The organism is Streptomyces sp. ActVer (assembly GCF_027270795.1).
GTDB lineage: Bacteria > Actinomycetota > Actinomycetes > Streptomycetales > Streptomycetaceae > Streptomyces > Streptomyces umbrinus_A.
The window spans coordinates 1-13,931 of the sequence record NZ_JAPWHT010000268.1; the positions used below are offsets into that span (position 1 = coordinate 1).

Annotated in this window: 8 protein-coding genes; all 8 read right to left on the minus strand. The window is 70.4% G+C overall.

The features are described from left to right. Positions 1 to 65: 65 nt before the first annotated feature. Positions 66 to 2,258, minus strand: a complete 2,193-nt coding sequence (locus O3Q52_RS33855; RefSeq protein WP_269652473.1) for a bi-domain-containing oxidoreductase — start codon at positions 2,256 to 2,258, stop codon at positions 66 to 68. A 47-nt stretch (positions 2,259 to 2,305) separates the two neighbouring features. Further along, positions 2,306 to 4,240, minus strand: a complete 1,935-nt coding sequence (gene asnB, locus O3Q52_RS33860) for an asparagine synthase (glutamine-hydrolyzing) (RefSeq protein ID WP_269652474.1) — start codon at positions 4,238 to 4,240, stop codon at positions 2,306 to 2,308. Between the two features lie 3 nt (positions 4,241 to 4,243). Continuing rightward, complete coding sequence (locus tag O3Q52_RS33865; RefSeq protein ID WP_269652475.1) at positions 4,244 to 5,797, minus strand: Wzz/FepE/Etk N-terminal domain-containing protein; 1,554 nt, start codon at positions 5,795 to 5,797, stop codon at positions 4,244 to 4,246. Next, complete coding sequence (locus O3Q52_RS33870) at positions 5,794 to 7,158, minus strand: Wzz/FepE/Etk N-terminal domain-containing protein (protein ID WP_269652476.1); 1,365 nt, start codon at positions 7,156 to 7,158, stop codon at positions 5,794 to 5,796. Before O3Q52_RS33870 ends, O3Q52_RS33865 begins: the two co-directional genes overlap by 4 nt. Continuing rightward, positions 7,155 to 8,435, minus strand: coding sequence for a glycosyltransferase family 4 protein (locus tag O3Q52_RS33875; protein ID WP_269652477.1), 1,281 nt, complete (start codon positions 8,433 to 8,435; stop codon positions 7,155 to 7,157). Before O3Q52_RS33875 ends, O3Q52_RS33870 begins: the two co-directional genes overlap by 4 nt. After that, positions 8,425 to 9,750, minus strand: a complete 1,326-nt coding sequence (locus tag O3Q52_RS33880) for a nucleotide sugar dehydrogenase (protein ID WP_269652478.1) — start codon at positions 9,748 to 9,750, stop codon at positions 8,425 to 8,427. The genes O3Q52_RS33875 and O3Q52_RS33880 overlap by 11 nt, the downstream gene beginning before the upstream one ends. An 82-nt stretch (positions 9,751 to 9,832) precedes the next feature. Next, positions 9,833 to 11,332 (minus strand): sugar transferase, encoded by a 1,500-nt coding sequence (locus O3Q52_RS33885; RefSeq protein WP_269652479.1) that lies wholly within the window; start codon positions 11,330 to 11,332, stop codon positions 9,833 to 9,835. Between the two features lie 1,655 nt (positions 11,333 to 12,987). Continuing rightward, positions 12,988 to 13,911: a formylglycine-generating enzyme family protein gene (locus tag O3Q52_RS33890; protein WP_269652480.1), complete on the minus strand. Its 924-nt coding sequence runs from the start codon at positions 13,909 to 13,911 to the stop codon at positions 12,988 to 12,990. Between the last annotated feature and the right edge of the window lie 20 nt (positions 13,912 to 13,931).

The following is a 13,931-nucleotide window of genomic DNA, read 5'->3' on the forward strand; positions in this document are numbered from 1 at the left end:
GACCTCCCGCGGTCCCATCCGGGACAGCCGCCGCAGGTACCAGGCCGGACTCCCCGAGTTCACAGTCATCGCGCCCTCGCCAACGTCACCGGCGCGCCGCCGGCCAGGCCGGCCTGCACGGCGAGGGTGGCCGCCGTGGTGGCGACCAGCGACTCCAGCGGCACCGGCATCGGTCCGCCGGTCCGAACCGCCTTGATGAACGCGGCCAGTTCGGCGTTCTGCCCCTTGTCCCGGGCCTTGGGCAGCCGTGAGCTGACCCACTTCTTGGGGCCGTACACCGAAGCACGGACGAAGTCGTCGAGCCGCAGCACCTTGCCGTCCGCGATGAGGTCCAGCGTCTCCTTGGGGAAGCCGGCCGCGCCCGTGGTGACGTAGCTGATGGTGGCGGTGGACCCGTCCGGGTAACGCAGCACGACCTGCAGGTCCTCGTTGCCGGACGCGGCGACCGCGTAGACCGAGACCGGGTCGGCCGCGAGCAGCCAGCTCGCCGTGTCGATGAAGTGTCCGCCCTCGCCGGCGAACCGCGAGCCCTCCGTGCCCTGTTGGAGGTACCAGCTGCCGGGCTGCAGCCGGCCCGCGTTGACCAGATAGCGCAGGCTCGCCGGACCGGTCCGGGCGCCGAACCGCTTCCTGGCCTCCTGCAGCAGCGGCGCGAACCGGCGGTTGAAGCCCACCTGCAGCCGGTCGTTGCCGGACTCCTCCACCGCCGCGAGCACTCCGGCCAGCTCGTCCTCGGTGAGGGCCAGGGGCTTCTCCACGAACACCGTCTTGCCGGCCAGCAGTGCCTGCCGGGTCAGTTCGGCGTGCGAGCTGTGCCGGGTGACCACGAACACCGCGTCGATGGACTTGTCGCCGAGCACGGCGTCGAGATCGGTGGTCGCCTCGGCGAAGCCGAACTTCCGCTGCGCGTTGGCCGCGGACAGTGCCGTGGTGGTGACGACGGTCGACAACTCGACGCCGTCGCGCCGGGCCAGGTGCGGCAGCAGCATCGACGTCGCGTAGTTTCCCGCGCCGACGAACGCAAGGCGCACCGGCGACGTGGCGGCCCGGGCCGGCGTGGACACTCCGCCGACGGCTCGCTTCACCGCGGGCACGGCGACCACCGGGGCCCCCGCTTCACCCGCTTCTCCCGCGTGTTCGGGGTACCGGAACAGCACGGCCACGGCTTTCAGGTCGCCGTCCTTGAGGCGTTGGTACGTCTCGACGGCGTCGTCGAAGTCGGCGACGTGGGAGACCAGGGGCTCCACGTCGACGCTGCCACGGGCGAGGAGATCGAGGAAGCACGCCAGGTTGCGGCGCTCGGTCCAGCGCACATAGCCGATCGGGTAGTCCCGCCCCTCGAGCTCGTACGCCGGGTCGTAGCGCCCGGGGCCGTACGAGCGGGAGAACCGGACGTCGAGTTCCTTCTCGTAGTACGCGTTCCACGGCAGGTCCAGGCGGCACTTGCCGATGTCGACGACCCGGCCGCGGTCCCGGCAGAGCCGGGCGGCCAGTTCGACGGGCTGGTTGGTGCCGCCGCCGGCCGCCAGGTACACCTGGTCGACGCCGTGACCGGCGGTGAGTTCGGCGACGGCGGCCTCCACGGCCGCGGACGCGGGATCGCCGCAGGCCGCGGCGCCCAGGCGCTCGGCGAGCTCGCAGCGCACCGGGTCGGGGTCGGCTCCGACCACGCGGACCCCCGCGGCGGCGAGGAGCTGCACCACCAGCTGCCCGATCAGCCCGAGGCCGATGACGAGTGCCACCTCGCCGAGCTGCGGCTCGCCCTGGCGGACGCCCTGCATCGCGATCGACCCGACGGTGCCGAAGGCCGCGTGCCGCGGCGCGAGGCCGTCCGGCACCGGGGTGTAGAGGTTCTTCGGCACCCAGTTCAGCTCGGCGTGCAGCGCGTGCTCGTTGCCGGCGCAGGCTACGAGGTCGCCGGCCTTCACGTCGTCGATCCCGGCGCCGACCTGCTCGACCACTCCGCACAGCGAGTAGCCCAGCGGCGTGTAGGAGTCCAGCTTGCCCATCACCTTGCGGTAGGTGGCGGGCACTCCATTGGTGGCCACGCTCTGCATGACCTTGGCCACCTGGTCCGGCCGGGAGCGGGCCTTGCCCAGCATCGACATGCCGGCCTCGGACACCTTCATGAGCTCGGTCCCGGTGGATATGAGCGAGTAGGCCGTGCGGACAAGGACGCCGCCCGGCTTGCACCCGGGCACCGGTACGTCGAGCACCGCCAGCTCGCCGCTCTTGTAGTTCTGTACAACCTGCTTCACCCGAAGTCCCCTTGTTTCTCAGCCGTCTTCGCCGTCTTCGCCGTCTTCTACGCCGCCGAGCGAGTGCTCCGGCCGGAGCCGGAGGTCGCGTCGCGATACCAGTACTCGAGCGTCAGCACATGCCACAGATGCTTGGAGAAGTCCCGCTGCCCGGCGGCGTCCTCGGCGACCATGCGCGCCAGCGCGTCACGGCGCAGGAGCCCGGAGTTGACGAGCACACCGTCGTTGACCACCTCGCGCACCAGCGGTGCCAGATCCCGGCTCATCCAGGCGCGCAGCGGGGCGCTGAACAGGCCCTTGGGCCGGTACACGATCTCCCGGGGCAGGATCGAGGTGGCCGCCTCCTTGAGGACGGCCTTGCCCTGTCGTCCGACGATCTTGCGGTCGCCGGGCACGGCGAACGCCGCCTTGACCACCTCGACATCCACGTACGGCACCCGCACCTCGGTCGACGCGGCCATGCTCGACCGGTCGGTGTACGCGAGGTTCAGGCCCGGCAGGAACATCCGGGCGTCGGTCAGGCACATGCGGTTGACGAAGTCGTCGAGGTCGTTGTCCTGGTAGATGTCCGCGTGCTCGGTCAGCACGTCGTCGACCGTCCCGGCCAGGTCCGGATCGACCAGGGCGAGCAGCTCGTTCTGGTCGTACATGGTGTAGCTGCGCCGGAACGCGGTCTCCTCCGGCAGATCGGCGAAGGAGAGGAACCGCTTCGCGAAGCGCACCGACCGGTACCCCCGGCGGGCCGTTGCGACCGGCAGCCGGTCCACGGCCCTGGACAGGCCGCGCCGCAGGGGCCGCGGGACGCGCTGGTAGCGCAGCGCGAGCAGGTTGGCCAGGTGCTTGCGGTATCCGGCGAACAGTTCGTCGGCGCCCATCCCCGAGAGCATCACCTTGACCCCGGCCTCCCGGGCTGCCTCGCAGATCAGAAACGTGTTGATCGCGGCGGGGTCGCCGATCGGCTCGTCCAGGTGGTACGTCATCCGCGGCAGCAGGTCGAGCACATTCGGAGCGATCTCGATCTCGTGCAGGTCGACGCCGAACCGCTCGGCCACCTGCCGGGCGTAGCGCAGGTCGTCCGGCATCGCCTCGAACTTGGCGTCCTCGGCGCGGAACCCGATCGTGTAAGCGGAGATCCCGGGCCGGTCGCGGGCCGCCAGCGCGGTCAGGTAGCTGGAGTCGAGGCCGCCGGAGAGGAAGGTCGCCACGGGTACGTCCGAGAGCAGGTGGCGTCGAGTCGACTCCTCGACGATGGCAGCTATGTCCGGCTGCTCGCCGGCCTGCGCCCGCTCCCGGCCCTCCGCGGCGACGTCCTTGAGGTGCCAGAACCGGCCGCGCTCCACGCGGCCGTCGGGCCGGAACCTCATCCAGCTTCCCGGCGGCAGCTTCTCCGCTTCACGGAACGCGCACCGTGAGTCCGGCACCCAGTAGTACAGCAGTGAGGCCACCAGCGCCCCGTGGTCCACCTGCAGCGATCCGCCGGTGGCGGCGGCGAGCGCCTTGAGCTCGGAGGCGAACATCAGGCCCCCGCCGCGCCGGAGCAGGAACAGCGGCTTGATGCCGAGCTGGTCGCGGGCGAGCACCAGGTCACCGGTTCGCTCGTCGAAGATCCCGAACGCGAACATGCCGCGCAGCCGGGGCAGGCAGTCCGTGCCCCAGCGCCGCCAGGCCTCAAGAAGCACCTCGGTGTCGGAGGTACCACGGAAGCGCACCCCGGCGGCTGCCAGTTCGGTACGCAGCTCGGGCGCGTTGTACAGCTCGCCGTTGTACGTCAGGACGAGGCCGCCCGAGACCATCGGCTGAGCGCCGGTCTCGGACAGGTCGATGATGGCCAGCCGACGGTGTCCGAGCTGTACTTCGCCGTCACCGACGGGGTGGCCGTACCGGCCCGCCCCGTCCGGACCGCGGTGGGCGAGGGTGTCGGTGAGCCGGTCGGTCACGACCTTCCCGTCCGGCCATCGGTAAGTGCCTGCGATGCCACACATGTCCTACCGCGCTTCCTGGTCGTTGTCCGGGCCCTGTGCGGCCCGCACCGGCAGCCGCTCCGTCCGCCGCCGGCCCTCCCCCACTGCCTGAACGGCGTGGGAGGTACCCCCATCGTTCTTCCGGGCCAGCCGCTCGCTCTGGCCGCGCAGCGCGGTGTGCAGCCCGTCCCACAGCGTCCCGTCGGTCCGGTCCCGTGGATCGGGGTCGATCAGCACCACACCGATCACCGGAATGCGCTGGTCCGCGAGCTGCCGCGCCACGGTGTGCAGCCATGCGGCGCTGCCGTGCCCGGCACGCACGACGAGCAGGGTCTGGGTGCCGAGGTACTGGAGGTCGGTCCACGCGGTGCCGGGTGCCACCGAGCCGACGCCGATCGGGCGGTCCTGATGCGACACGGCCGCGGCACGTTCGCCGCTGACCACGGTGGGGCCTCCCGGCTTCGGGCGGCGGCCCGCGAGCTGCTGGCCGGGCAGACCGTCGATGACGACCACCGGCCCCTCCGCCGCCAGCGCCCCGGCGAGGTCCAGGGCGATCACGCTCGTGCTGCGTGCACAGCCCAGTTCCAGCAGCGACACCGGTTCCGCGGAGCCGCGTACGGTGCGGGCCAGATGCGTGGTGAGCCGTTCGCGTGTCGCCCGGGTCCGTCGGCGCTGCCACAGCTTGCCCGACCGGCGGGGCAGTTCGGCGATGACCGAGGCGCCCAGGTTCGCCGCGATGTCCCGACGCAGCACGGGGCGGTCCGCCACCACCGTGCGGACCGCGGCAAGGGCGAGCCCGACGACGAGCCCGAGGACGAGCCCGATCGCGGCATTGGTGACAGCGGTCTTCGGCAGGGAGTGTCGCACCGCGCGCGGTGCGTCCACGATCTGCGTGCCGGCGACGACCTTGGGAGTGCCGGTGCGTGCCTCCGCGGCGCGCTGGTCGAAGTCGGCGATCCGCGAGTTGAGTTCTGCCCGGCGGGCGAAGAGCGTCTCGATGGTCGCCGACGCCGTCGGCTCGCTCTCCGGTGTTCGGCTTCCGATCTCCTCATTGACCTGGGCGAGTTCGTCCCGCATGCGGTCACGCTGGTCGAGCAGGGCCTTGGACTCGGCCGTCGCGGTTTCCCGCATCCGTCGCACATGGTCCGCGATGAACGCGTCGGCCAGCGCCTTGGCCCGGGCCACCGCTTCCGCGTCGCTGCCACCTGTCACATCGATCTGCATCACGTTGTTGGTCAAGCCGGTGCCCCGGTAGTCCCGCATGAAGTCCTCCGGCTTCTCCCGGGACTTGAGGGCCCGCAGGGCCTCGTCGGCGATCCGCGTGGTCCCCAGCACCGCGACGTCGGTGCGCATCAGCGTTCCGGTGTCGTTCGGCTGGTCCTCCGCACGCGCGACCAGCACCTTGGTCACCGCGCTCGGCGGCGGCGGCAGCAGGACAGCCACCGCCGCGCCGGCCACCAGCCCGAGGAGCGCCATGGCGCACCAGAGGCGGCGGCGCCTGCGCACCGCCACCACCAGCGCCTGCAGATCGAAAAGCGGAGTGGCCGCCGACGACTCCGAAGTCGTGCTCGTCGTCATGCTGAGCCTCCCGTCGAGTGGCCGCGAACCGCGAGTGCGGGAGAGGCACTGTCCGGCGGACGCCCGGCAGACCGTGTCTCACCGGCCCGGACCGTGCCGGCGACGAGGAAGCCGACGACCTCGTGCCCGCCGTCCGCACACGCCTCGGCGATGCCGGCGAGCTCCTGTACGGTCCAGCTGCCCGCGCTGAGTACGACCAGGACACCGGACTCGGTGTCGCGGTCCGGCACCATCGGCCGGTCCACCGAGACCTCCACCACCCGCAGCAGCGGATCGCCCTTGGCCTCGGCGACGAGCTGCGCGGCGGCCCGGCGGGCGATCTCGTCGCCGTCCGGTACGACAGCCAACAGACGTCGGGGAGAGGGCAGTTGGTCCCGGAGGCGAGCGCACACCCGCCGGTAGCGGATCTGCCTGCCGGCCTCGTCGACCGACCTCTGCGGGGCCGGTACGTCCCACCGGGTATCAATGCCGAGGAGCCGGCGGATCGAGGCCCGTGTGCCGCTCTCCTCCGGCCGGTGCGCGCGCCGTTCAGCAGGTACGTCGACGGTGCCGAGCAGCGCCGAGCCCAGGGCCGCGGCGATCTCCGGTTCGGTGCGCAGCCGGCGATTCATCCGTGCGGCGGCGAGATGACCGATGACCGCGAACAGGAAGAACAGCAGTGCCCCGCCGACGATGAGCTGCATCCTCGTCGGCGGCGCCTCGCCGGTCGGCCGGGCCGCAGGACCCATGACGACCATGCCGGCCAGGGTGCTCGCCGGATCGGCCTGGTCCAGCTTCGTCATGGCCTCCTCCAGCGAGGTCCGCAGCTTCTCGAGCGAGGTGCGGGCCTGCACGCTCTCCACGGATTTCCCCGGATCGGCCGCCTTGGCCAGGTCGGTGATGCGGCGGTTGGTCTCCTCCACCTGCTGCCGCAGCGTCTCGGGCGCCGTGGCCGCTTCGGAGTCGGTGCCGCCCGCGATCCGCGCGGCGAAGGCGACGAATTGCCGGGCCACCTGGTCGGAGAGCTGCTGCGCGCGCTCCGGGGTGTCGGCCGTACCCGAGATCTTGATGATGTTCCCGTCGGCGGCCTCGGCGCTCACTTGATCCCGAAGCTCGGCGCCGCTGACGCCCGGCCGGCCGAGCTCGGCGGCCGCGCGGTCGATCACCGTCGAACTGGTCGCGATGTCCACCTGAGTCAGCAGCTCGCGCTCTTCCCACTGCCCCGGCAGCAGTACCGATGCCGAGGCCGTGTACCGCGGCGGGAACACCACCGAGGCGCCGTAGCCGACGAGCGCGCCCACCACGGCGAGGGTGGCGAGAATCCGCCACCGGCGACGGAGAATCCGCCCGATCGTGGCCAGGCGGATCGTGTCTTCGCTCAACGGTGCTGCCTCTTCCCTGTGCGGTTCGAGTCGTCCGCCGACACCGGACTGTGGTCACGGCACGCGGCGGCGTAGGCGGCGAGCAGTGACGCTTGCGAGTTCCGCCAGGAAAGCTGCCCGCTGATCCGCTCCTGGCCGATCTTGCCCATCCGGGCCCGCTTTTCCGGATCGTCAAGGAGCAACGCGATGAGCTTGGCGAATGCGGCCTCGTCGTTGGCGGGCGCGTAGACGGCGGCGTCACCGGCGGAGACGCGCGCCTCCCGGAGGTCGAACGAGACGATCGGCCGGCCCATCGCCATGTACTCCAGGACCTTGTTCATGGTCGACACGTCGTTGAGCGGATTGCGCGGGTCGGGGGAGAGGCACACGTCCGCGGTGGACAGATAGCGCACCAGGTCGGCGTCCGGGATGCGCCCGGTGAACTGCACCTGCTCGGAGAGCCCGAGTCGCCGGGACAGTTCCACCATCGCGTCGAAGGCGTCGCCGGAGCCGACGAACACCGCGTGCCAGTCGGCCCGCCCGATCTCGTCGCGCAGCTTCGCGAGGGCCCGCAAGGCGTAGTCGACGCCGTCCTGCGGGCCCATGACACCGAGGTAGCACAGCAGATGAGGCTTGCCGCGCTTCAGCTCCGGCTCGGGCGGCACCGGTTGGAACCGGTCGGTCTGGGGTGCGCTGCGCACCACGAAAACGTCCTCCGGCCGCCGGCCGCCACGGTGCACCGCGACGTCCCGGTAGCTCTCGTTCGTGGCGAGTACGACGTCCGCGGCCCGGTAGGTCCGCCGTTCCAGCGCGCACACGGCGCGGTAGAGCAGATCCTCGCCGCGGTCGAACCGGGAGAGGTACAGCTCGGGTACCAGGTCGTGCTGGTCGAAGACGAACCGCGCACCGCGCCGCTTCAGCCACAGTGCCGGCAGGAACAGCAGGTCGGGCGGGTTGCAGGCATGGACCACGTCGACCGGGCCGACCTTGCGGGCCAGCCGGGCCGTGTGCCACAACGCCGATCCGTACTCCCGCAGATAGCCGGCCGGCCCTCCGGTGGCCGCGCGCAACGGGTAGCGGTGGATCCGTACCCCGTCGATCTCCGCCTCCGGCTCCGTGTCCCGCTTCTCCCCACGGGGACAGATGACGTGCACCTCCCAGCCCGCGTCGCGCAGCGTCGTGCACTCCTGCCACACGCGCCGGTCGAACGGCACCGACAGGTTCTCCACCAGGATCAGCGCGCGCCGGTCCGGCCGGTCGCCGTCGGCCGTGTCATCAAACGATCTGTCACCAAGCAAGGCCTATGTACCCCGGTTCGGTCCGCCGCGCATCGGCGTCGGGAAGGTGGATGAGGTCGACAATCACCGGGCCGTCGCCATGAGGCAGCGCCGACAGAACGGCCGGATCCCTGGTTCCGACCAGGCACACCTCGGCGTGCTCGAGCACCTCGTCGACGGACTCGGCGAGCAGCTGCCCGAGGTGCGGCAGCCGGGTTTCGATGTACTCGCGGTTCGCGCCGAGCAGCCGGGAGAGGCTCACGTTGGCGTCGTAGATCTTCAGGTCGTAACCCTTGCCGAAGAGTCTCTCCGCCAGCTCGACGAGCGGGCTCTCGCGGAGGTCGTCGGTGCCGGGTTTGAAGGACAGCCCGAACAGGCCCACCCGTCGCTTGCCGGTGCGCTCGACCAGCTCAACCGCGCGCTGCAGATGGTCGGAGTTGGAGGGCAGCACGTGGGCGAGGATGGGTACCGAGATGTCGGCCCGCTGTGCCGCGTGGACCAGGCTGCGCAGGTCCTTGGGCAGGCAGGAGCCACCGAAGGCGAAGCCGGGCCGCAGGTAGGCGGGGCTGATGTTCAACTTGCGGTCGGCCAGGAAGACATCCATCACCTGGTGCGAGTCCACCCCGAGCGCCTGGTACACCGCGCCCAGCTCGTTCGCGAAGCCGATCTTGAGGCCGTGGAACGCGTTGTCCGCGTATTTGATCGCCTCGGCCGTCGGGACCGGCACCCGGAACACCTCGCCGGGCAGGCCGTCGTACAGCGCCGTCACCGCGTCGCCGCTTGCCGGGTCCAGCTCGCCGATGACGGTTTTGGGCGGGTCGAAGAAGTCCCGCACGCTCGTGCCCTCGCGCAGGAACTCCGGGTTGACCGCGACCCCGATGTCCACCCCGGCCGTGCCGCCGACGTACTTCTCCAGGATCGGTACCAGCAGGTTCAGGCAGGTGCCCGGGAGCATGGTGCTGCGGAACACGACGGTGTGCCGGCCCCCCTGCTTGGCCCCCTCGGCCAGCACGGCGCCGATCTGCTCGGTGACCCGCTCCAAGTACGTGGTGCACAGGCTGCCGTTGGGCTCCGACGGCGTGCCTACGCAGACCAGCGACACCTCGCTGTCCATGATCGCCTCGCGGACGTCGGCGGTCGCGCGTAGCGCCCCTGTCCGCACGACCTCGGCGATGAGCTCGCCGATCCGCTCCTCGACCACCGGGGCCCTGCCGTCGTTGACCAGGTCGACCTTCACCTGGTTCACATCCACCCCGATGACCTCGTGCCCCATGCTGGCCAGGCACGCGGCCGACACGCAGCCCACGTAGCCGAGCCCGAAAACGCTGACCTTCATGACCTGTCCCTCCCCCCAGGCAGGCCCCTACGGCCTGCAGTCCGCGCGCGGGCGGGACCGTTGAGTTGCAGACCCCCGCGCATCAATAGGCCCCTTGCCCATGGAGCACCGCACGCAGCGTCTTCCACAAGATCACTGTGTCCAGGGCGAGCGACCAGTCCTCCACGTACCGCAGGTCGAGGCGGACCGCCTCCTCCCACGCCAGATCACTGCGTCCGCTGATCTGCCACAGGCCGGTGAGCCCGGGCTTGACCAGCAGCCGCCGCCGGATGTCCGGGCCGTACTCAGCGGTCTCCTCCGGTAGCGGAGGCCGCGGACCGACGAGCGACATCGATCCGGTGAGCACGTTGAAAAGCTGCGGGAGCTCGTCGAGCGAGTACCGGCGCAGCACTGCTCCCACCCGGGTCACCCGCGGATCCCGGCGGAGCTTGAACAGCAAGCCTGCGCCCTCGTTGTGGTCGGCCAGCCCGGCACGTACCCCGTGAGCCCCGGCGACCATGGTGCGGAACTTGAGAATGGTGAACTCGCGGCCGTTCTTGCCGACCCTGCGCTGGCGGTAGAACGCCCCACCACGACTGTCCACCATCACGAGCAGCGCGACGAACACCATCAGCGGTGCGAACAGCATCAGCAGAATCGTTGCGCCCATCCGGTCGACGACCCCTTTGATCGCCCGGCGACCCCCGGTGAAGGTCGGCAGGCTGACCCGCAGCAGCGGGATCCCGAGCACCGCGTCGACGTGCAGCCGCGGGCCGGCCACTTCCATCAGCACGGGGGCCACGACCATCTCGGCATCGCTGCCTTCGAGGTTCCAGGCCAGCCGCTGCAGCCGGTCCGGTGACCAGTGCGGGTCCGGTGTGATGGCGACGACGCGGTAGCCGTCGTGGCGGACGTGCTTGGCGACGTCCTCCAGCAGGCCTATGACCGGCACTCCGTCCAACTGGTCACCGTTGAGACCGCCTTGGTCACCGTCGAGCCCGCGGCCGTCCGTCGTGCACACCGCCTCCACCCGCCAGCCGAGGTGCGGGAATTTGCGGGTCCGGTTGATCAGGTCGCGCACGGTGGCCGGGCTCCCGGCAGCGAGCACCGGTCTCAGGCACCGTCCTTCCTTCCGCTGTTTGTGCAGCCGTAGGCGGAGCAGGTACCGCGCGGTCATGGTGACGAGCGCGATCGCGGGGATCGCGACGAAGATCCAGAGCTTGATGTTGCGCGAGGTCAGGGCGATCCCGCCGAGCGCCAGCACGACGGTCGCCGTAAACAGCGAGCGTCCGAGCCGGCGGAATTCCTCGGCGCCCTGGCCGAGCACGGCCGGAGACCACGCCCGGCTCACCGCGAGCGCTCCCAGCACCAGCAGCTCGGTGCCGAATGCGAGAATTCCCCATTTCTCATGCCAGTTGGCCGCGTCCCGGGCCCCGAAGAAGTTGCCGATTGCGGCCACCACGAAAGCGGTGGCCACGGTATCGCTGGTGATCACGGTACGTCGGTACCGCTGCTCCCAGTCGATTGCCGACCGGTTGATTGCCCCGTTCGTCAGACTCCCGCTCGTCGACGAAAAAGGGTCGACTATTCCCCCCTGCCGCACAGAACCCCCCGGTCCCCAGTGGTACGACGTGAGCGCCTGAAACTGCTCCTCCCCCCGGGAGGCCCCACCCCCCGCACAATCCCTCCCTGCAGGAGGCACCCGCCTCTCCGCGCATGACATCCCGGCTCTTTGAGCGCTACTTGAACAACTCACCCTGGCGGCAGAGGACTCGTATGTCCTGCCAGACTCACAAGGTGCGCGGGAACCCGTCGAAACCTCGGGTGCTCCCCGCACCCGAAGCCCTCTCGCGGGCTCCAAGAATTGATCATCCCCACGCGTGGCGTGGGGGACGCGACTGCTGCCCTTTTGTAGTGCCGGACCTATAGATCATTACTGGTCGCCTCGTGTCCGATCAGCTGAAGCACGGTCAATCTAGACCATCGTTGCCATCCTGTAGAGGGGGTGTGTGTAATTTGTGGTCAAGTTATGAGGCTGGAGCCACCTGCCGATGGCCGCCTACAGGCGACTGATGCCACCGTGCACTCCAGAGCCCGTCCGACGGCTCCGGGCGCTGCCTCCATGCGGTAGTGGCGGTAGTGATCGACGAGCTGCAGTGGGCCTTCCACGGTGCCCGGTCCGACAGCAACTTCCCGTTGGTCGCGCACCACTCCTGTGGGTCCCCGAGTGGGCTGGGTGATCGCCTTCCGCTACCTGTTCGTCCTTCGCATCGAATCGGAGTGAACAGCTACGTTCGACGGGTGCACAAGATCCTTCAGGGCCTCTTCGGTCGCCTTCCTTGCCGGTCTCGATGCGCCCCTGCCGCTCACGCGATCCGTACTTGTGAAATCCCGGAGCTACGTGGCGGGGACAGGGCGCACACAAGGTCGCGCGCATGCCCAATTGGGCATGACGGGTCGAATCCCGGCGCCGGCTCCGCAGGGGTCGCGGTAGATCGAGAATCCCGATCGGACGGCGCATCTTGAACGTGCCCAGGGCCTGAATGGATTGCCGGCAGATTGTCCAAAACGGCGCCGAACTCCCGCCTTCGCAGGTTGGCGCGTTCGCAGCTTGCTCGCGCCGTTCGCTCCACCGCGCGGCGCCGGAGTCGGTACTTGCCGGCGCCGTGTCAGCGCTGACATCCACAACGGCTCCCGTCCGTCCGGGCGGTTGCCCAACGGGGCCGCCCGGAAGTGCCAATGATCGAGGGCGGATTACTGATCGTCATCGTCGTGATCGCTACCACCTGCCCCCGAGCAGGCCATTGCGTGCTGTTGTCCGGCCTGCCGTGCCGCATCGGTGAGATGACATCCGTGGGACCGGCCCCGGCCGTGATGGCGTCAGCGGCGGGCCTGTCTGCCGGACTGTTCGCAGTGGCGGGGCCGGTATCCCGACCCGGCCGAACCGTTGAGGCGCATGCCGCCGAGGCTGGCTTCTGACATCACGCGGCTGAAGACAAGACACGGACCGGGCCGGAGTCCGACCACCCTTCTCACTCGGTCCGGGCTGCCGGCCGGGCAGGGTGGCGGTCAGCCGACGGGAGCCGGGGACACTCGGGAAACGGTCTACTCGATCACCCGCCTGCGGCGGACCGGACGTCGACCGGACTCGATGATCTCGCAGGCGATCCGGACTCCAACGCGCCCGCCACGCAACCATCTTCAACAGATCCCGGCAGCCGAAGGCCGTGTCGGTTTGCAGGCCCCGGCCTGCTCAAGTCAGAGTTCGTTGCGGTTCTTTCTCGGCGAGCGGAAGGCGGTGGTGAGGCGACGAGGCTGCCCGGCGAAGGCTTGCGGGCCGTCGGTGGGGTAGGCGACCCGGAAGCCCAGGCTGCCCGTCGTGCTGTCGGCGGTGTTGGCGGTGCGGGCGGCGACGCGGTAGCGGTTGCAGTACGAGTCGTGGCACAGGTACGAGCCTCCGCGCATGACGCGCAGTTCCGGGGACTTGGTGTCCCACGGGTCGGCGCACCACTCCCACACGTTTCCGCAGACGTTGTGGAGACCGAAGTCGTTCGGCGGGAAGGCGTGGACCGGCGCGGTGCCGGTGTAGCCGTCCTCGGCGGTGTTCCTGGTGGGGAAGGTGCCCTGCCAGATGTGGCAGCGGTGCTCGCCGTCGGGGGTGAGTTCGTCGCCCCACGGGTAGCGGGCCTGGTCGAGGCCGCCGCGGGCGGCGTACTCCCACTCGGTCTCGGTGGGCAGCCGTCCGCCGGCCCACCCGGCGAACGCCTTGGCGTCGGACCAGCCGACGTGGGTGACGGGATGGTCCCAGCGGCCTTCGAGGTCGCTGCCGGGTCCCTCCGGGGCTCGCCAGGTGGCTCCCTGCACGCCGCACCACCACGGGGTGGCGTCGGGGCGGGGGGAGATGCGTCTCAGGTCGCCCGGCAGGAAGCGGGCGAAGACGAAGCTCCAGCCGTGGCGCTCGGCCTCGGTGCGGTGCCCGGTGTCCGCGACGAAGGCCGCGAAGCGGGCGGTGGTCACGGCGTAGGCGTCGATGGCGAACGCGTCCACGGCCACCTCACGGACGGGGCCCTCACGGTCGCCGGGGTTCGCGTCGCCGTCCTCGGTGCCCATACGGAAGGTTCCGCCGGGCAGGGCGACGCGGGTGTCGTGGCCGGGGGACCGGGTGTGGGCGGCGGGCGGCACGGGCGCGAGGGCGACCCGCC

What these genes read in the sequence shown, in the direction of transcription:
- O3Q52_RS33880 (WP_269652478.1), bottom strand. Translation starts at nt 9,750, where the DNA reads ATGAAGGTCAGCGTTTTCGGGCTCGGCTACGTGGGCTGCGTGTCGGCC.
- asnB (WP_269652474.1), bottom strand. Translation starts at nt 4,240, where the DNA reads ATGTGTGGCATCGCAGGCACTTACCGATGGCCGGACGGGAAGGTCGTG.
- O3Q52_RS33865 (WP_269652475.1), bottom strand. Translation starts at nt 5,797, where the DNA reads ATGACGACGAGCACGACTTCGGAGTCGTCGGCGGCCACTCCGCTTTTC.